At 42.7% G+C, this 18,379-nt stretch carries 17 protein-coding genes and 1 pseudogene; 13 read left to right on the top strand and 5 right to left on the bottom strand.

Going from position 1 to position 18,379, the window contains the following annotated elements; translation table 11 throughout:
• The first annotated feature begins 12 nt into the window (after positions 1-12).
• Positions 13-426 carry a PH domain-containing protein gene (locus tag HMPREF9447_RS12160; protein WP_009130035.1) on the top strand — a complete coding sequence of 138 codons (414 nt, stop codon included), beginning with the start codon at positions 13-15 and terminating at the stop codon, positions 424-426.
• 111 nt (positions 427-537) lie between these two features.
• On the top strand, positions 538-1,290 hold the full coding sequence (locus HMPREF9447_RS12165) for a LytR/AlgR family response regulator transcription factor (protein ID WP_009130036.1): 753 nt from the start codon (positions 538-540) through the stop codon (positions 1,288-1,290).
• A gap of 243 nt (positions 1,291-1,533) precedes the next feature.
• On the opposite strand, the pseudogene HMPREF9447_RS12170 reads toward HMPREF9447_RS12165, so the two are convergent.
• A pseudogene (locus tag HMPREF9447_RS12170) lies at positions 1,534-1,797 on the bottom strand (hypothetical protein); the annotation flags it as partial.
• Between the two features lie 99 nt (positions 1,798-1,896).
• Here HMPREF9447_RS12170 and HMPREF9447_RS28795 point away from each other — a divergent pair.
• Complete coding sequence (locus HMPREF9447_RS28795) at positions 1,897-2,052, top strand: hypothetical protein (RefSeq protein ID WP_208860736.1); 156 nt, start codon at positions 1,897-1,899, stop codon at positions 2,050-2,052.
• A gap of 43 nt (positions 2,053-2,095) precedes the next feature.
• On the opposite strand, the gene HMPREF9447_RS12175 is transcribed toward HMPREF9447_RS28795, so the two are convergent.
• On the bottom strand, positions 2,096-3,043 hold the full coding sequence (locus HMPREF9447_RS12175) for a hypothetical protein (RefSeq protein ID WP_009130037.1): 948 nt from the start codon (positions 3,041-3,043) through the stop codon (positions 2,096-2,098).
• Positions 3,044-3,221: 178 nt separating this feature from the next.
• On the opposite strand from HMPREF9447_RS12175, the gene HMPREF9447_RS12180 reads away from it, so the two are divergent.
• The 4 genes from HMPREF9447_RS12180 to dacB are packed head-to-tail and all read left to right on the top strand — an operon-like array spanning position 3,222 to position 6,882.
• The gene (locus HMPREF9447_RS12180; RefSeq protein WP_009130038.1) at positions 3,222-3,641 is read left to right on the top strand and encodes a hypothetical protein; all 420 of its coding nucleotides are present in this window, start codon (positions 3,222-3,224) and stop codon (positions 3,639-3,641) included.
• A gap of 9 nt (positions 3,642-3,650) precedes the next feature.
• Entirely contained in the window at positions 3,651-5,009 is a 1,359-nt protein-coding gene (lpdA, locus tag HMPREF9447_RS12185; RefSeq protein WP_009130039.1) for a dihydrolipoyl dehydrogenase, read from the top strand.
• A 2-nt stretch (positions 5,010-5,011) separates the two neighbouring features.
• Complete coding sequence (locus HMPREF9447_RS12190; RefSeq protein WP_009130040.1) at positions 5,012-5,437, top strand: putative signal transducing protein; 426 nt, start codon at positions 5,012-5,014, stop codon at positions 5,435-5,437.
• A gap of 23 nt (positions 5,438-5,460) precedes the next feature.
• Positions 5,461-6,882 carry a D-alanyl-D-alanine carboxypeptidase/D-alanyl-D-alanine endopeptidase gene (dacB, locus tag HMPREF9447_RS12195; RefSeq protein WP_009130041.1) on the top strand — a complete coding sequence of 474 codons (1,422 nt, stop codon included), beginning with the start codon at positions 5,461-5,463 and terminating at the stop codon, positions 6,880-6,882.
• 117 nt (positions 6,883-6,999) lie between these two features.
• Here dacB and HMPREF9447_RS12200 read toward each other — a convergent pair whose 3' ends face one another.
• Both HMPREF9447_RS12200 and HMPREF9447_RS12205 read right to left on the bottom strand, forming a co-directional pair.
• A complete protein-coding gene (locus HMPREF9447_RS12200; RefSeq protein WP_009130042.1) occupies positions 7,000-8,496 on the bottom strand; it encodes an acetyl-CoA hydrolase/transferase family protein in 1,497 nt (498 codons plus the stop codon).
• A gap of 93 nt (positions 8,497-8,589) precedes the next feature.
• Entirely contained in the window at positions 8,590-9,033 is a 444-nt protein-coding gene (locus tag HMPREF9447_RS12205) for a hypothetical protein (RefSeq protein ID WP_044138161.1), read from the bottom strand.
• Positions 9,034-9,359: 326 nt separating this feature from the next.
• Here HMPREF9447_RS12205 and miaB point away from each other — a divergent pair, with 326 nt between their 5' ends.
• Positions 9,360-10,727 (top strand): tRNA (N6-isopentenyl adenosine(37)-C2)-methylthiotransferase MiaB, encoded by a 1,368-nt coding sequence (miaB, locus tag HMPREF9447_RS12210; protein ID WP_009130044.1) that lies wholly within the window; start codon positions 9,360-9,362, stop codon positions 10,725-10,727.
• 769 nt (positions 10,728-11,496) lie between these two features.
• The gene (locus HMPREF9447_RS12215) at positions 11,497-12,807 is read left to right on the top strand and encodes an ATP-binding protein (RefSeq protein ID WP_009130045.1); all 1,311 of its coding nucleotides are present in this window, start codon (positions 11,497-11,499) and stop codon (positions 12,805-12,807) included.
• A gap of 71 nt (positions 12,808-12,878) precedes the next feature.
• On the opposite strand, the gene HMPREF9447_RS12220 is transcribed toward HMPREF9447_RS12215, so the two are convergent.
• Complete coding sequence (locus HMPREF9447_RS12220) at positions 12,879-13,967, bottom strand: acyltransferase (RefSeq protein WP_044138162.1); 1,089 nt, start codon at positions 13,965-13,967, stop codon at positions 12,879-12,881.
• Between the two features lie 285 nt (positions 13,968-14,252).
• Here HMPREF9447_RS12220 and HMPREF9447_RS12225 point away from each other — a divergent pair, with 285 nt between their 5' ends.
• The 4 genes from HMPREF9447_RS12225 (at position 14,253) to HMPREF9447_RS12240 (ending at position 18,325) form a co-directional block, all read left to right on the top strand.
• Positions 14,253-15,986 (top strand): tetratricopeptide repeat protein, encoded by a 1,734-nt coding sequence (locus HMPREF9447_RS12225; protein WP_044138064.1) that lies wholly within the window; start codon positions 14,253-14,255, stop codon positions 15,984-15,986.
• 78 nt (positions 15,987-16,064) lie between these two features.
• Entirely contained in the window at positions 16,065-16,475 is a 411-nt protein-coding gene (locus tag HMPREF9447_RS12230; RefSeq protein WP_009130049.1) for a DUF3244 domain-containing protein, read from the top strand.
• Between the two features lie 24 nt (positions 16,476-16,499).
• Positions 16,500-18,038 (top strand): vitamin K epoxide reductase family protein, encoded by a 1,539-nt coding sequence (locus tag HMPREF9447_RS12235; RefSeq protein ID WP_009130050.1) that lies wholly within the window; start codon positions 16,500-16,502, stop codon positions 18,036-18,038.
• Positions 18,039-18,130: 92 nt separating this feature from the next.
• Complete coding sequence (locus HMPREF9447_RS12240; protein WP_009130051.1) at positions 18,131-18,325, top strand: hypothetical protein; 195 nt, start codon at positions 18,131-18,133, stop codon at positions 18,323-18,325.
• Positions 18,326-18,379: the final 54 nt, after the last annotated feature.

Below are 18,379 nucleotides of genomic sequence, written 5' to 3' on the forward strand. Positions count from 1 at the left end.
AAATCAGACTCAATGAACCGTATCTTCCATGCCCGCATTGCCGCAGGGCAATATTTGTTTTTGCTGATAGCAACGGCAGTCACTATTCATGAAATGTGGATGAAGCATGCCGTTTTGACTATCATTTTCATGTTGCTGCTCATTATTGCTATAGAGCGTCTCATTCATACCACCTACACGCTGACGGCGGATGGGCGCCTCATCCTCTATTTCGGGCGTTTCACCCGTTCGAAGGAGATTCTCCTGAAAGATATTATTTCCGTAGAACGGGCTTCGTCCATGAAGATAGGGCGTTTTGCTGTGATGCGCTATGTGCTGGTGCGTTACGGAACGAAGGGGAAATGCGCCGTGCTGCTTCCGGTGAAGGAAGAGATGTTTATAAAAACTCTTACCGAACGTTTACGCGAGGAAAAGCCGCAGGTGTAAGTCCTTGTTAACAGAAGTCCCTTTTCGGTGAAGAAATATTAATTCCCGGTCCCGGCTTTGCAGTCTTCCGGAAAGTCGTTCGTCTAATTTTCAAAAATAAGAGAAATGATGATGAATTTGACTTGTGCTATTTTGCATACCGACAGACAGGTGAGTGAACAATTGGAGATGTTCATTGCCAAGACGCCTTTTCTTTCTTTGTGTGGAGAGTACAGCAATCCCATTGAGGCGTTGAAGGGATACTATGAAAACAAGGTAAGCCTTTACTTTGTAGGGATTCAGCAGGAAGCAATGGAGGGAATCAACGGAATGGAATTCAGCAGATTGCTTTCTCCTTCCACCCGTGTTATATTTATTGCAGATACTCCCCGTTATGCTGCCGAGTGCTTCCGCCTGGATGCGCTGGATTATCTGGTATCTGAAATCAGTTTTCTCGTCTTTTTTGAAGCGGTGAACAAGGCTTCGCGCTGGTTCAGCCTCAAGGGTGAGGCAGGAATGCCGTTTACGCTTCTTCCCGAAAAGGCACAAACGGAACAGCCTAAGGTGCTTTATGTGAAGTCCGACAGTCGGATTATCCGTTTGGATATGTCCAGGATATGCTATATCGAGGGGTTGGGTGACTATGTGAAGATTTATAGTAAGGATGAGTCGAAGCCTGTGCTGAGCCTGTGCAGTATGAAGTATATGGAAGAGAAACTGCCTCCCGATGAATTTATACGAGTACACCGTTCGTTCATTATCCGCAAAGATTGTATTCGTACGATAGAAAGCAATAAGATTGCTCTGGAAAAGAGAAGTATTCCTATCGGGGATGTTTACCGGAAGAAGCTAAAGAGCTATATTTCCAATTATTCTGTGCTTTAATCGTTGTGTCAGAGGCACAGCGCAGCTGATCATTCATTATCACTTAACTTATAACTGAAGAGAAAAGAAACAAATGATGATTTAGCACAACTTAAGGCTTTCAGCATTGAGCTGCGCAATGAATGCCTGCCTTGTTCAAATCCGCTCCGATTTGAAGTTCCCCCCCCTTATTCTGAAGAGTACTTCCCGCCTATACTTCATAAAAGAATGTGAAGTGCCAAAACTAAGTCGTCCCCCCCCTTTCTATCTTAGCTTCGACTTTGCCAACCTTTCTCCGAACGTAATATTCAGATTCACACTAAAGCGGTTGTCCTGCATCAGACTACTACGTGAATTCATTTGTTTCCGCCACGTGGCCCCCAATGAAAGATAAGAATACCGGATGGGAAAGCTCGTCCCTGCACTGACTTCCAGATAGTGCATTTTACCATTCTTCAGATTAATATAGGAATTGCTGAAGCCCACTTCGCCCATTAACTCCGTGGAGCGAAGCAGACGTGGTTTTGTACTGACGGGTGTTTTGGAAACCAGCTATTTTGATGATGTTTATGAACTTTTGCCTTATGAACAGGAAGAGGTTGATTAGTGTTTTTGCATATTGTTTTTATGAAGCTGATGTTTATTATGAAGTTAGGTGTACTGTCCGTCGTGGCAGTATGCCTTTCTTGTTGCTCCGGCCGCAAGAGTGCCGGTAGCGGAGAGTTTGCTTGCCGTCCGGTGCAGGTGGGTGGCTTGGTGTGCCGTAAGCTGATGGAGGGGTAACCTCCTACCGTGAGCCGGGAGGAGATTGCGGAAAAACTGCCGTTTATTCATCGCCTGTCAGGTCAGTGACTTCGTGACGTATCGGCGAACAGTCATAGGGAGATTCCTTCAACAGTTTTCCCTGGATGACTTTCCTTGTGTCACTGCCCGACCTTGTCAAGGTCAGGGTGTAGCTCACCAGTAAGCGCTTGTAATAGATATCGGCACGGTATGCATTTTTCTTCTGGGTAACCAAATCTACCTCAAAACTTACTTCTCTTAACTCGCTGTAGTAAATGCCTCTGTAAGTGAATGGCCTTTTTTCTTTTTCGAAGATAATCTTTCCGTTCACGATGTCTTCAGGCATATCCACATAGCCGTTTTCTTCTTGGGGAAACCAATTCTGGAAAGGCTCCGAAACATCATATCCGAAGTTATATGTCACATAAGCATTATAGAATGGGTAGAGGGACATCTTTCTGGTTTCTTCCTTATCTGTAGATTTATCTATCCAGTTGATTCCCCAGGGTTGTGTTCCTATATCTTGTACTCCGTCGCCTTCTTCCAGATGATAGACGAAGGATTCTATCTGGTAGAAGTTGGTGCATTCTTTCTGCCGGACGAGGATTTGCTCCGAATAAAGTCCTTTGGAGGTGCTCAGATTGATAATCATTCCGCGTTCCCTTCCTTCGAAGTTATCTTCTAATTGTATGGTCAGTGCGTCGGCTTTATCGCGGATAATATACCCCCAATGGAACCGTACAGTCCCCATACCCTCCAGTTGTACAGGATAACCGTTTTCGTCCGACATGATGCCTCCATCCGGATAAGTAACTGAAGCCACCTTCCAGTTGGTTCTGGTCATCGGGATTTCTATGGAGTTTTGGTCACCTTCTATGAGGACCTCTCCCGTAGAGGATATGCGTTCATCGTTTTCGTTGTCGCAGGCTGTGCCGCCGAAAAGGATGATAGTGGAAAGTAACAGCGTTTGGAGTGCGTTGGTTAGTTTCATGTATCTTTCGTTTCTTTCGTTTCCGAATAGTTTTTGTTTATTAGACGCAAGTTGTTTAGAATTGCTGCAAACAAAGGTATGTATTTTAGTGGGAAAGACAAAGAAAGGGTAATTCTTTTGTGCAGATAAGGGAGGTTTTTATTAACTTGCAGGCAGTTTACAAATTAACCTTGTATTTATGGAAAAGATATTCAAATCAAAAGGGATGACTACTGTTGAGAAGTGGGGAACATTATGTATTCTTATCACTATATGCGGTATATACCTGTTCGTTAAAGAGGTATCTGCTTTATGTGGATTCTTTGTGGCCATTCCCTATATATTCAGTAGTTACAAGCGGAAATATATCGTTAAAGAGAATGGAGACCTTTGGGCGAAAACAATGTTTGGTGTAGTCCAGAAGGCAACCGGAGTGACCAGTATCCACTATAACCCGTCCACCAAAGGATGGCAATGGCGCACCCGCCAGATGGTGGTCAGGTATCAGAATGGGTTGAAGAAAGGCTTTTTCCCGATTACGCCTGCCGACCCGGAAGGACTGATTGCCGCGCTTAAAGAAAAAAATCCCGGACTTGAATTGCAATATACCTATAAATAAATAGAAACTATGAAATACCAAGTTGCCATTATCGGTGGAGGTCCTGCAGGATACACTGCTGCCGAAGTTGCCGGAAAAGCCGGACTGAGTGTAGTATTGTTTGAAAAACAAAGTTTAGGTGGAGTTTGCCTCAATGAAGGCTGCATCCCTACCAAGACTTTATTGTATTCGGCAAAAACGTATGATGCTGCGCGTCATGCTTCCAAATATGCAGTCAATGTTCCTGAAGTTTCGTTTGATTTGCCTAAGATTATTGCTCGCAAACAAAAAGTGGTGCGTAAGCTGGTGCTGGGTGTAAAGGGTAAACTGACCACCCACGGAGTGAACATCGTGCAAGGAGAGGCTACCGTTATTGATAAGAATACCGTGCTGTGTGGTGGCGAAACTTACGAATGTGAGAATCTGATTCTTTGCACCGGCTCGGAAACTTTCATCCCTCTTATTCCCGGAGTAGATACTGTGCCTTTCTGGACCCACCGTGATGCGTTGGACAATAAAGAACTTCCCGCATCCCTTGCCATCATCGGTGGCGGGGTTATCGGTATAGAGTTTGCTTCTTTCTTCAATAGCCTGGGAGTGCAGGTCACTGTCATCGAGATGCTCGATGAAATCCTGGGAGGTATGGATAAGGAACTTTCCGCCCTGCTGCGTGCGGAGTATGCCAAACGGGGAATTAAGTTTATGCTGAGTACGAAAGTGGTGTCTCTTGCTGAGGCTTCTTCCGAAGACGGACAAGCCCAAGTGCAGATTAATTATGAGGATGCCGAAGGAGTCGGTGCCGTACTTGCCGATAAATTATTGATGAGTGTAGGTCGTCGTCCGGTTACAAAGGGCTTCGGACTGGAGAATCTGGATTTACGGAAAACAGAACGGGGGAATATTTGCGTGAACGAGCAAATGCGGGCTTCCGTTCCGGGTGTGTATGTATGTGGTGACCTGACGGGGTTTTCCTTGCTGGCCCATACAGCCGTACGTGAGGCGGAAGTAGCCGTACATGCCATCCTTGGAAAGGAAGATGCCATGAGTTATTGGGCTATTCCCGGAGTGGTGTATACCAATCCTGAAATAGCAGGAGTAGGGCAGACGGAAGAAGCTTTGCAGATAAAAGGTATCAACTATCGCATAGTGAAGCTGCCTATGGCTTATTCCGGTCGTTTTGTAGCTGAGAATGAAGGCGTGAACGGGGTTTGCAAACTTTTGATATCAGATAATGAAACCATATTGGGTGCACATGTATTGGGCAATCCGGCTTCCGAAATCATCACCCTGGCAGGCATGGCTATCGAGCTGAAACTGACTACTACGGAATGGAAGAAAATCATCTTCCCCCATCCCACGGTTTCTGAAATCTTTAAAGAGGCATTATAACGATGAAGACTGTAAAACTAATGACTTGTAATGATGCCGCCCAAGCGCATATCATTCAGGGAGCATTGGAGAATGAAGGTATCTCTTCCCTTCTTCATAACGAGAATATGTCCACGTTGTTGCGGGGATATATCAATAACATTGCGGGAGTGGATATCCTGGTTGACGAAGCAGATTATGAAGCTGCCATCCGGTTGTTGGAACAGAATGAGATGATACCGGAACAATTGAAATATTGTCCTTTCTGTGGCTCGTCCGATATTAAGTTCGTGTTGAAGAAGGAGCATCGCGTAAGGGCTGTTATATCGGCCATTGCTTCTATGCTGGCGGCTGCTCCTCCGGGAAACAATCATTGGGAATACGTCTGTCGCGCATGTGGAGGCAAGTTTGAAAAGCCGGTTGCAAAAGCTCATCTGGCAAAAGTTTGAAAAGCATTCGTAATAAAATGAACATGAAGAAATATCTTTTGCTGCTTGCTCTTTCCCTCTTGTTTGTCCCTGCAACATTGTGGGGACAAAATGTGAATGTTAAGAGCCTCTCTTCCCGTCTGGATACCCTGATTAAGTATAAACTTCCCGCCGGCTCCAATGTCGGCATATCCATATACGACCTGACTGAGGGAAAGTCCTTATACACCTATCAGTCGGATAAACTCTCCCGTCCGGCTTCTACCATGAAGCTGTTGACTACCATCACCGCCCTTGCCCGTCCCGAGGCGGATGAGCCTTTCAGGACAGAAGTGTGGTACCAGGGAGTGATTGAACAGGATACGTTGAAGGGAGACCTGTATGTTGTCGGTGGTTATGACCCTGAATTTGATGATGAGGCTTTGGACTCGCTGGTAAACAGGGTGAGCCGTTTTCCTTTCTCTGTGATAGCGGGTAATGTATATGGCGATGTTTCTATGAAGGACTCCATTTACTGGGGAAGTGGCTGGGCATGGGATGATACTCCGGCTTCCTACCAGCCCTATCTTTCGCCGTTAATGTTGAATAAAGGTCTGGTTACTATAACTGCATCTCCAGGTGTAAAAGGCGATACGGCAAATATAGAATGTATTCCTGTTTCTTCTTATTATACCGTAACGAATGAAACGAAATCCCGTACTCCTTCTGCCGGACGTTTCGGTGTTTCCCGCGATTGGTTGCAGAATGGTAACAATGTAATTATTAAAGGAAATGTGGAAAATAAGCGGACGGGTACAGTTAATATCTATTCTTCACAGGATTTCTTTATGCATACTTTCCTTGAGCGTTTGCAAGCGAAAGGTGTCCAATGCCCTGCGGAGTATGCTTTTAATGAATTGCAAAAAGATAGTGTTTCTGTGCGAATGGCTCTGTTTGAAACCCCCATTCAGGACGTTGTCAATGAGATTATGAAAGAAAGTGATAACCTGAATGCTCAGGCCTTACTTTGCCGTTTGGGTGCACAAGCCACCGGTAAGAAGCGTATTTCCGATGAAGACGGGCTTGTCGCTATCCGCAAACAGATAAAGGCTTTGGGGGAAGATGCGGATTACTATAAACTGGCCGACGGCTGCGGACTCTCCAACTATAACTATATCTCTCCCGATTTGCTGGTTTCCTTCCTCCGGTTTGCCTACTCACGCACGGAGGTTTTTCAAAAGCTCTATAAGGCTTTGCCCATCGGGGGTGTGGATGGTACACTGAAATACCGGATGAAACCCGGAAGCCTCTCTTATAAGAATGTACATGCCAAGACAGGCTCTTTCACGGCAATTAACTGTTTGGCAGGTTATCTGCGTGCGGCAAACGGACATGAGGTTGCTTTTGCCATTATGAATCAGAATGTACTTTCAGGAGCTAAGGCGCGTGCCTTTCAGGATGCGGTGTGCGATGAAGCGATTAAGTGACGAGCTATAAGCTACGAGCTACGAGTGGCTGCGCTGTAATATTGCAAACCTCTCGTAGCTCGTTTCTTATAGCTCGTACTAATCTATACTTGTAGCTCGTAGCTTGTCACTCGTAGCTTACTTATACTGTGCCCAGTCTATATTCTTCATATCCCCGCTCTTCGCCAGTTCGGCATGCATTCCTAATGCAGCACGGAGGGCATGTGGAGTTTGAGACTTACCGTCAGTCATTTTCAGGTAATCCCACAAGAGATTTTTATAGTCGGGATGTGCACAGTTCTCAATGATGGCTTGTGCACGCTGTTTCGGGCTTTTGCCACGTAAGTCGGCAACACCTTGTTCAGTGATGATGATGTTAACATCATGCTCACTGTGGTCTGCGTGTGACACCATCGGAACGATAGCGCTGATTTTGCCTTCTTTGGCAACAGACGGACACGTAAAGATGGAAATATAAGCATTACGCGTGAAGTCGCCCGAACCGCCGATACCGTTCATCATTCTTGTACCGCTGATGTGGGTAGAGTTTACGTTTCCGTAAAGGTCTGCCTCGATAGCCGTATTAATAGAGATGATACCTAAACGGCGAACGATTTCCGGATTGTTGGAGATTTCCGACGGGCGGAGTACCAATTTATCGCGGAAGAAATCCATATCGTCATAAATGCCTTGCAGACAGTCGTTCGTTACAGTCAGTGAGCAGGCGCTACCGAACTTCACACGACCGTCGCGAATCAATCCGATAACGGAGTTCTGAATAACTTCTGTGTACATTTCGAATGCTGGAATGGTCTTGTCACGTCCCAGTGCACCAAGCACAGCGTTGGCAATGTTGCCTACACCCGATTGCAGAGGCAGGAAGGTTGACGGAATAATGCCACGCTTCATATCAGCAGCCAGGAAGTCGGCTACATTCTGACCAATCTTGTCGGTCAACGGATCTGCATCGGCAAAGCCACGTGCTTCGTCCGGCCAGTTTGTTTCTACCACGCCTACAATCTTTTTCGGGTCTACCTGGATATAAGGCTGGCCAATGCGGTCGCTCGGCTTGTAGATAGGAATTTCGCGGCGATAAGGCGGATCAAGTGGTTCGTATACGTCATGCAGCCCCATGGCATTCTTGCTGTGGGCAGCATTCAGTTCTACGATAATCTGGTCGGCAAGGCGGCAAACGGTAGGAGCGATACCACCGGCTGCGGTCAGATAAATCTTGCCGTCGGGAGTCACTTCGCAAGCTTCAATAATGGCAACGTTCACTTTGCCCATGAAACCATAACGAACTTCCTGCGCCATCTGAGACAAGTGGATGTCGTTATAAGCGATTTCTCCGCTGTTCACTGCTTTGCGGAAATCAGAATTGGTGGTGTAAGGAGCACGGTAGCGGATAGCTTTGGCGCGTGAAAGTACGCCGTCGCAAGAGTCACCTGTAGAGGCACCGGTGAAGATACCTACCTGGAAAGGGTTTCCTTTTGCATGTTCTGCTTCTGCTATTTTTGCTAATTCAGCCGTAACGGCTTTGGCTGTTCCTGCAGGAGTAAATCCGCTCAAGCCGATGTTGTAGCCATGTTTAATCAGGCTTGCAGCTTCCGCTGCCGAGATGTAATTGAATGCCATAATATATTTAGTTATTTTTTCTGTGTATCAGTTCATAAGTTACTGAAGATGTAACTCTCATTTTTTAATTTCTCATTTTCAATTCTCAATTAATTAATACTTCCGTTGTAGTATTTCCGACCAGATAATAGCTTTTCGTGCTTCTTCTGCCGAATGAATGGAGTATTCGGAGTCAATAGCGGGGTTTTGTGGAGTGGATGGAGGGGGAGAAATCTTCTGTTTCGGCGGAGCGGCGACATGCTGGGGATGTGCATCCGCAGCGTCTCCTCCGAAAATATGCTTCGATGCAGAGAATTGATATTCCTCTTTGGCGATGGGAGCCGGTTTCAATTCCTGTTCAGGTCCTTCGGGAATATAACCGCCATAAGTCTTTCCCCAACCTTGCGGCATGGGCATTGCGGTGTCGTCCATATCCTCTTCCGGTATAGGCATAGCGGGTTTGTTGTCAGCGTTCTTTTTTGCTTCTTTCTTGAATTGCTTGACAATTCCGATAACGATTATGCCTGCGATTAACAGAAACTGTAATATGTCATCCATGCTCATTTAAGTTTTTCACCGCCAAAGATAACTAAATTATCTGAATTACAGCCAATTTTTAGGCATGAAAAAAGGGCAGCTTCACAGCTCCCCTTATTTTTTTAACCTAAACCTTAACTATGAAAAAATCTAATGTTTCTTTCATTACGCAAATTTGTGAAATAATTCCAACTATGCCAAATAACTCTCTTGAAAATGTTTAGTCTCTTAACATTAATTATCAGAAACACTTCAAATTCTAACTATTGAGTGTTATTTTTTTCCCATTTCGTCTGTAAATTAGTGCTGAAGACGTATCTTTGCAGCCGAAAGTAAAAAAAGAAATTATGGAAAATGTAACGGGAGCAGACTTTAAATCTGCAACTGCTGATGACAACAAGAAGTTGTTCATCGAAACCTATGGCTGCCAGATGAACGTGGCAGACAGTGAAGTAATTGCCTCTGTGATGCAGATGGCGGGATATTCTGCAGCAGACACGCTGGAAGAAGCGGATGCGGTGTTTATGAACACCTGTTCCATTCGCGACAATGCAGAGCAGAAGATTCTGAATCGTTTGGAATTTTTCCACTCGCTCAAGAAGAAGAAACGCAATCTGATTGTAGGTGTGTTGGGATGTATGGCCGAACGCGTAAAGGATGATCTGATTACTAATCACCATGTTGATCTGGTAGTAGGTCCTGATGCTTATCTCACTCTTCCTGATTTGGTTGCTGCCGTTGAAGCAGGCGAAAAAGCCATCAATGTGGAGCTTTCCACAACGGAGACTTACCGGGATGTCATTCCTTCTCGTATCTGTGGTAATCACATCTCCGGATTCGTATCTATTATGCGCGGGTGTAATAACTTCTGTACGTACTGCATCGTCCCTTATACCCGTGGGCGGGAGCGTAGTCGTGATGTGGAAAGTATCCTGAATGAAGTGTCCGACCTGGTGGCAAAAGGTTATAAAGAAGTCACACTTTTGGGGCAGAACGTCAACTCCTACCGTTTTGAAAAGCCGGACGGTGAGGTGGTAACTTTTCCTATGTTGCTCCGCACTGTGGCTGAGGCTGCGCCGGGTGTGCGTGTTCGTTTCACTACTTCGCACCCCAAGGATATGAGCGACGAAACGCTGGAAGTGATTGCGCAGGTTCCCAATGTGTGCAAGCATATTCATCTGCCGGTGCAGAGCGGAAGTTCGCGTATCCTGAAACTGATGAACCGCAAATATACCCGCGAATGGTACTTGGAACGTGTGGATGCTATCCATCGTATCGTCCCCGATTGCGGTCTGTCTACAGATATTTTCTCCGGTTTCCATTCCGAAACGGAAGAAGACCATCAACTTTCCCTTTCTCTGATGGAAGCGTGTGGCTATGACTCTGCTTTCATGTTTAAATATTCCGAGCGTCCGGGCACATATGCTTCCAAGCATCTGCCGGATGATGTGCCTGAAGAGGTGAAGATACGCCGGTTGAATGAGATTATTGCTTTACAGAATCGTCTTTCTGCAGAATCGAATGCCCGTTGCATTGGCAAGACGTACGAGGTGCTGGTGGAGGGTGTTTCCAAGCGTTCCCGCGAACAGTTGGTAGGGCGTACGGAGCAGAATCGCGTGGTGGTGTTCGACCGCGGTACACACCGTGTCGGCGATTTTGTGATGGTGAAGATTACTGAAGCAAGTTCGGCAACGCTGAAGGGTGAAGAAGTCTGAACCACTCGCTTCGTTCGCATACAAGAGATTTTTAGTACTTTGTCAGCACTTCAGCACTATTAAAGATAATATGCATAAATATAAGTGATTAGCTGGTGATGATGACTGTGGTGATCAGTGCTGACAAACGGTTTGTCAGCACTGATTTTTTCTTCTTTTTCCCCTATTTTCCTGTGTAATATGCTGGTTTTCAAAGATTATACGCATTATGTGCCGAATTCCCAAAATTAGGCATAAATAGCTCTTTTGGTTTCATCACATAATCCCAGACCTGATTGGGCTATGATTTCATCTCTTTCGGTGGCATTTGCAGTGCTTTTATTGCGTGAGTTCAAAATACTAATATACAGTGTATTGCAGTTTCCTTGTGCAAGGAAACGCTCGTTTCCTTAAGGGGGAACGAGCGTTTCTTACATTGGAAGCTGTCGTTTCCGAGCCTTGGAAATGAGCGTTCCCATTAGGAGAAACTGCTGTTTCCATTAAGAGAAACTGTCGTTCCCATTAGGAGAAACTGCCGTTCCCATGAAACTGACACATGAAAGGACAGCCATGAAAGGAAACTGACAAGCATTCGTGACCGTTTCTGCAAGAATATAAATAGAGGTATTTACAGGTAATTGTAGGATACTTGTCAACGCTGCATTGAAATTAGGTTGCAAAAAGTTGGGAGGATATAGATGATTCTATAAAAAAATCATATCTTTGTATTTATAACCTCGGTTATTATAATCTGAATTATAAATTGTATTACTTTGATAATCTATATATTATGGAGTTTTTTGGAAGAGAAAAAGAACTGGAAGTTTTAGCTCGGGAGCAAGAACTATCACTTACATCTGCACGTTTCACTATCATCATGGGACGTCGCCGTATTGGAAAAACATATCTGATACGTCGTAGTTTCAAGAATACCCCGTGCCTTTATATCCTTGCCAAGAATGAAGCAGAGGCCACCTTCTGTGCTTCCCTGCAAAGACAGATACAGCGCGAGCTGAATATTCCTATTTACGGAACTATCCGTTCCATGCGTGATATCTTTGAGATACTTTTTTCGTATGCCACCAAAGAACATTTGAATCTGGTTATTGATGAAGTACAGGAATTCTTCTATGTCCGCAAGAGTATTTTTGCGGATATGCAGGAATTGTGGGATCAATACAAGAGTGAGATGAAAATTAACTTTATCACTTGTGGTTCTATCTATTCTTTGATGAAGGAATTATTTGAGGACAAGAAAGCTGCTATGTATGGGCGTCTGACGAAGCGCATAGAGTTATTGCCTTTCAGCATTGCCACTATGAAAGAGATATTGCGGCATTATCTTCCTTCCTATCGTAATGAAGATTTGCTCTGCTTATATATGTTGACGGGAGGAGTTGCCAAGTATATAGAGACGTTGATTGACGAGCAAGCGTTTACCAAACAGAAAATGCTGGAGTGTTTCATAAATGCATATATGCCTTTCCTGACCGAGGGTACCGACCTTATTAATATGGAGTTCCGACGCGAAAGTGCTATCTATTATTCCATTCTGAGCTTGATAGCCGATGGTAAGAATACATCGGGAGAGATTGACTCTATATTGGAGACAACCTCAAGTGCCTACTTGCGCAATCTGGAAATCAATTATTCGTTGGTTCGTAAAGTGAGACCGGTTTTTGCTTCGGAACGAAGCAGGGGGATACGGTATCGATTGAATGATAATTTCTTGCAATTCTGGTTTCGTTTTATCTATCCTAACCTGGATTTGGTGGAGAGTCAACGCTCTGATTTATTGTTAGAAATTATAGAACAGGGCTACAGTGTATATTCGGGTTTTGTACTGGAACGTTATTTTCAACAACGTATCCGTGAAGAAGAGCGTTTTTCTCTGATAGGCAATTGGTGGGACAGTAAAGGGGAAAATGAGATAGATATTGTAGCAATTAATAGAATAGACCGGCAGGCACGCATTGCAGAAGTAAAGATAAATCCCAGAAAAATATCTCTGCATGTATTAGAGCAGAAAGCACAGAAACTACTTGGTGAATTGAAGCGGTATCGTATAGAATATCAGGGATATTCATTGGAAGATATGTAAACTTACCGCAAGACGTACATAAGTCTTGCAGTAAGTTTTTTTGAGTTTAGAGGTGAACTAACCGGTGTAATTTATCCTATTATCCACTTACTGCCCGGTATGAACGAGATAATCTTTGCCGTTATGTAGCAACTGATGAATGTACTTATTGCAATACATGGTATGGCGGCAACGGTGGGCAGTTCCAGCGTTTGTTTGAACACTGTTACCCACAGCCCAAGCCAGAATATGTGCATGAGGTACATGCCATAGCTGAGTTTCGACATTTCTGTTATAATCTGTGGAGCTTTCGGACGGTTTATGCATGTGAACATAAGGAACGTGCCTGCTGTGAGAATCACACAGTTGATTGTACAGAAAGCCCATCCTATTTCTATTACCGGCGTGGTATGAAGTTCTCCGGGGATGGCTTGGATGTAGAATGAGTAAATGGTCAATGCAGCTCCGACAATCATTAAAATAGTTCCTATAGTGAGACGTTTCGAGCGGTTCCATGTCAGGTGCACGCGTATGTAATGTGCCAGTACGAGGTATCCCAAGTAGCCTGAGAAGTACCACAGCATATGATATTCATTCCAGAAACATTGTCCCCACACTTCACCGAACCATCGGTTGAAATACGGCATGCATGTTGATAACAGGAATAACCCTATAAAGAAACGTTCTTCTTTTGCTGTGGCTTTCTTCAGCCATGGCGATATGATGGGTATAAATAAATAGAGGCTGATAAGAGGATACATGAACCACAGGTGTCCGGCCAATGTTGGAAAGTTCAAGAATATTCGCGACATGTCTTTGAATGATGTTTCTCCATCTATCTGCCCCCACAGCAGTGGCAGGGTGCTGTATAGTATCATGAATATGAAAAATGGCGGTAGGATGCGCAGGCAGCGCTGGCGGTAGAATTGCCATGAGGTCTGTTCTTCTTTCATGGGTACCAGAAGAAAGGCGGAGACAATCATGAAGAGCGGCACTGCCATGCGTGAAAAACCGTCGTACACAGCTACCCACAGCCTATCGGTTTCACTGGCTAAATAGGATTGTGGTCCCACCATGTCTGTAGCTCCGGGGGCACCGTAGAAATTTTCGCTGGCGTGGACAACCATGACGAGGAAGCAGGCAAACACACGCACATAATCTAAAAAAACAATACGTTTCATTTTTTTTGAGTATTCAAGTTCGTAATTAGTATAAGATGATTTATGTTTATTCTTTTCATGCATTTATGGCGGAAATACTTTGTTGATATTCCGAATACTACTTTATTTTCGGAGGTAAAGGTAAACAATGTTTTTTATAAAAAATGTTATATGGAAAAAACGATTTGCTGTAAAAAGCATATTCTATAAAAGAATCTATACTTTTTTATTTAAGCAATGAGTTGATAATATTCTGATGAAAAATTTTATCTTTGTAGTATTGAATTCAATAGTATAGTCAACAAAATGAAAAACTATATAATCTTAATAATCTTTTTGATGCTCTTTTTACTAGTAGCTTGTAATGGACAACAAAACCATAACAGGCAGTTGGTGCTAGCGGACTCTCTTATGCAATCGCGACCGGACAGTGCATTGAATATCTTACGGGGTATTTCGATGGGGGAATTAGCTACACAGGTTGATAGCGCTTATTATGCATTATTGTTGACGCAAGCAAGGGATAAGAATTATATTGTGCAGACAGATGATTCGTTGATATGCTATGCTGTGGCATATTATGACGGGGCTAATGATGTGCGTATGCAGGCAAAGGCGCATTATTATTGGGGATGTGTTTATAGGGACATGAATCAGCAGGCAGAAGCAATCCGGGAATTTCTTATTGCGGCGCCTTTGACGAAAAAAACTAAAGAAAAAAGGCAATTAGGATTGATATATAATAATATAGGCTATATATATACTATACAGGAATTCAATGAAAAAGCAGATTCTATCTATCGCTTAGTGGAGAGTATTGCCGAAGAGTTGAAAGATACTATCCTTTGGGCTGAAGCCCTGTCTAAGCAAGGTTCTATTGCCTTAGCAAAAGGAGAGGAATATTTTCCTATTGCTGAACAGAAGTTATCAGATGCTTTTGCAGCAGTAGATAAGACAGGAAATAATGGGCTAAAAGCTAATATTTCAGCTTCACTCAGTAATTTGTATAGTCGGATGGATGAGGGCGAAAAGGCTTTGTATTATGCAAAGCTAAATCTTTCCTTGCGGAGAGATACAGCACGGGCTTATCGTGCTTTTCTCATTTTGGGGGATGCTTATTATAAATGTGGACAGTATGATTCTGCTATTTTCTATCTCAATAAAGGTTTGGTAGGTAAAGATTATCGAAGAAAAGTAGATGCCTGTATGCGTTTAGCAGACATTGCAAGGATTCAGGGAAATGTTGCTCTATCCTTGGAACTGGAAAGAAGCAGTTCTGCATACAAAGACAGTTTATACCAACTTCGCCGGAGTGTAATTGCTAATAAAGTGATTGAAGCGGAAACTGATGCGCAGACAATGCTTCAAAAGCTATATTATAAAGGACGTTTAAATACATACCTATATGGTTTTATGCTGGTAACAATAATGATTGTGGCAATTGTTCTTTTTCTATATAGACGATATCAAAGAAAAAATGACTTATTGCAAAGGGATAAACAAGAATTAGAAAAGACGAATCGGGATTTAAGTCTACATTATGCCAGCCTGCAGGCTGATATAGCACAAAAGGATTTGGAGATTGAAGACTTGAAACAAGAACTGGTTTCACATCAGATTGATGAAGAGCAAAGAAAAAAAATACAGATAGAACTGGACGAAATGATTTTGAAGCGAAGTGCTTTAACCAAAGAGGCTTTCCTGCACTCACCACTTTACGAAAAGATGCAGGTTATTATTAAAGATTGTCAGGATAGAGATGAATCAGATGAAGAAATAAGCGACCGGGAATGGCAAGAATTTGTTGTCGGAATGGATATGCAATGGAATAATGGCATAACGGATTTTTGCGCAAAGTACCAATTGTCTAAAGAAGAACTTCATTTGGTGTGTTTAAGTTTGGCTGGGTTTCCATTCTCCCATTTAGAATACTTATTGCATCTTTCCAGAAGAACACTCTATCGAAAGAAAAATGCTTTACTTAAACGGATTGGTGTTGAGCAAAATTGTGAATTTGAAGAAATTTTGCAAAGAAAATAGGTGATGGCACACTTGTGACACACTTTGTTTGCGTAGACTTTCGTAATTTAGCCACCATAAAACAAAAGTCCTACGCATATGAAAAAGGTATTATTTATTTTATTTTCATTTTTGTCTTTTACTATTTCGATAAATGCACAGTTTGTCTCTGGTAATACGGAGATAATGCTTACACAGAAGAATGGCGACAGAGAAATAGGCGATAAAGATAGTGAGATAACTCCGGAAGGTGCTCCTCAAACTCGCAGTAGTGTTTTTCAACCTGTGTGTGCTTACTTATATAATAAGGTAATAACTGTCGATTTTCAAGCAGCATTCTCCGCTGTTACGGTTAATGTTATTAATGAAGCTACTGGAGAAGCTGTTTGCTCTAAACAACTTATCAGTCCTACAAGCTTTTCTATTGATTTAAGTGGAAAAGATGCTGGAGATTATATGATAGAAATTATTTCTGATAAAATCTCATTAGAAGGATATTTCCCTTTATAATATTCTATATAGACAAGGGTAATCATGGCTGAAGTTGATAATACTGCTATTGTACTCTATTGCTATTTACGGGCACTATCTGTAAAGGTAAGCAGAAGTACTGTGCGTTGTTTGCTCGATACTCCATTAGGAGATGGCATACGAGGTATCAGTGATGCACTGGATATGCTTCTTGTAAAGAATGAAGTATATCAACTTCCGTCATCTGATTATTTTTTGCAATTGGAATCTCCTTTCATCACTATGCTTAAGGTGGACAGAAATCCATTTTGTGTAGTGACGAAAAAGGGCGATTCCATCGTAGAATTCATTGATGGAGATGGACAAAAACGCAGTATGACGATGGACAAGTTTTTGCAACAGTGGACGGGTACTGTCTTATTCGGAGAACCTACTGAAAAGACTTTAAATGAGCATTACTATGTAATGAAAAATATTATTTTCTATTTGTTGCGTTATAAGTTTGTCATCGCTATACTTTTTATCTTGATATTGGGGATGCAAGCTGCATTCTCCCAAAATCAACCATTTGCTTTTATTGCCTATTTATGTACATTGAGTTTTGGCATTCTTGTGTCTATCGCTATCCTCTATAAAGAATGGGTGAATGAGCAATTCATGGAGTCATTCTGCCATATAGGGAAGGTGGTGAACTGTAATGAAGTGCTTCATTCTAAGGGGGCAAATATAGCAGGTGTAGGATTAGGGGAATTATCTCTGCTCTACTTTGCTGTTCTCTTTTTGTTTTCTTTGATCCGCTGGAATGATTTTTATGGAATTTCTGTCATTTGCTGTGTTGCTGCAACCGCGTTTACTCTATATTCCATTATTTATCAGGTTTTCATTCTTCATAAGGGGTGCATGCTTTGCATGCTGGTAAACTTGGCGGTATGGGGTAATGCGACGACTCTTTATATGTTGAGAAATTATTTTGATATAGATTTTTCCTTTACTTCATTTTCCGTATTTATTGCTATAGGATGTATCTGTCTGATTCTTGGAATACAAATAAGAACTATCCAGAATAGAGAAAGGGAGAGAGTTTCTCTAAAGGAACATCTTGGTAGTCTGTTTAATTCGGAGACTTTTCAGATGTTATTGGCGCTAAAGCCTCAAATAGAGGAGATGGCAAGTCTGGATATTACGCTGCATAGTCAGGATACAGGAGGTAGTGAGGTGATGATAGTAACTAATCCCAATTGTAAGAATTGCGCAAGGATTCATCGTCATGTAAAAGAGATAGCTTCAAGGATTCCCGTATCATTGGTATTTCTGACATTTCCAAATGATAGGCTAGGTGAGAAAATTGCGCAAATTGTCATTGCAGCTTATTACATGGATGGATGGGATAAGGCAATGCAACTTTTGGAAGAGTGGTATGAAACAAAATGTATCAAAGAAGTGGATGATTACAGTATAACAACCGAAGTACAAGATTTGTGGATGAAGCAACAGGTATATTGCCGGAGACAGAGAATAAACAAGACGCCCTCTGTTATAGTGAGTAAGCATTATATACCGGAAGTGTATCCGCTATCAGATTTAAGATATGTATTGACATAAAGATATTATTCTCGAGAAGTAATAGCTGTTTTGGAGGCAGCTTAAAAAAATCCGAGTTAACGTTTTTATTTACCTTTAAATTTTTTATTATTATGAAGAATTTAAGTAGTTTTGAAGCATTCAAGCTGAACAAGGCTCAGATGGGTGCTATTGCTGGCGGAACAATCTATTGCTATGTTTCAGACACAGCTAAGGAGGCTTACTTTGAAGCAACAACTATGGACGAAGCACAAGCAGGCGCAGACAAAGCTTTTGGTGAAACTGCCACATGCGAAGAACTGGCATAACCTTAAAGTAAAATCATTTTAGGAGTTCTTACTACTTGTAAGAGCTCCTAAATA

Origin of the sequence: Bacteroides oleiciplenus YIT 12058 (genome assembly GCF_000315485.1) — a bacterium.
In the GTDB taxonomy this organism is placed as follows: Bacteria; Bacteroidota; Bacteroidia; order Bacteroidales; family Bacteroidaceae; genus Bacteroides; species Bacteroides oleiciplenus.

Coding starts and splice junctions, on each gene's coding strand:
- HMPREF9447_RS12160 (WP_009130035.1), top strand. CDS start 13: ATGAACCGTATCTTCCATGCCCGCATTGCCGCAGGGCAATATTTGTTT.
- HMPREF9447_RS12165 (WP_009130036.1), top strand. CDS start 538: ATGAATTTGACTTGTGCTATTTTGCATACCGACAGACAGGTGAGTGAA.
- HMPREF9447_RS28795 (WP_208860736.1), top strand. CDS start 1,897: ATGAAGCTGATGTTTATTATGAAGTTAGGTGTACTGTCCGTCGTGGCA.
- HMPREF9447_RS12175 (WP_009130037.1), bottom strand. CDS start 3,043: ATGAAACTAACCAACGCACTCCAAACGCTGTTACTTTCCACTATCATC.
- HMPREF9447_RS12180 (WP_009130038.1), top strand. CDS start 3,222: ATGGAAAAGATATTCAAATCAAAAGGGATGACTACTGTTGAGAAGTGG.
- lpdA (WP_009130039.1), top strand. CDS start 3,651: ATGAAATACCAAGTTGCCATTATCGGTGGAGGTCCTGCAGGATACACT.
- HMPREF9447_RS12190 (WP_009130040.1), top strand. CDS start 5,012: ATGAAGACTGTAAAACTAATGACTTGTAATGATGCCGCCCAAGCGCAT.
- dacB (WP_009130041.1), top strand. CDS start 5,461: ATGAAGAAATATCTTTTGCTGCTTGCTCTTTCCCTCTTGTTTGTCCCT.
- HMPREF9447_RS12200 (WP_009130042.1), bottom strand. CDS start 8,496: ATGGCATTCAATTACATCTCGGCAGCGGAAGCTGCAAGCCTGATTAAA.
- HMPREF9447_RS12205 (WP_044138161.1), bottom strand. CDS start 9,033: ATGGATGACATATTACAGTTTCTGTTAATCGCAGGCATAATCGTTATC.
- miaB (WP_009130044.1), top strand. CDS start 9,360: ATGGAAAATGTAACGGGAGCAGACTTTAAATCTGCAACTGCTGATGAC.
- HMPREF9447_RS12215 (WP_009130045.1), top strand. CDS start 11,497: ATGGAGTTTTTTGGAAGAGAAAAAGAACTGGAAGTTTTAGCTCGGGAG.
- HMPREF9447_RS12220 (WP_044138162.1), bottom strand. CDS start 13,967: ATGAAACGTATTGTTTTTTTAGATTATGTGCGTGTGTTTGCCTGCTTC.
- HMPREF9447_RS12225 (WP_044138064.1), top strand. CDS start 14,253: ATGAAAAACTATATAATCTTAATAATCTTTTTGATGCTCTTTTTACTA.
- HMPREF9447_RS12230 (WP_009130049.1), top strand. CDS start 16,065: ATGAAAAAGGTATTATTTATTTTATTTTCATTTTTGTCTTTTACTATT.
- HMPREF9447_RS12235 (WP_009130050.1), top strand. CDS start 16,500: ATGGCTGAAGTTGATAATACTGCTATTGTACTCTATTGCTATTTACGG.
- HMPREF9447_RS12240 (WP_009130051.1), top strand. CDS start 18,131: ATGAAGAATTTAAGTAGTTTTGAAGCATTCAAGCTGAACAAGGCTCAG.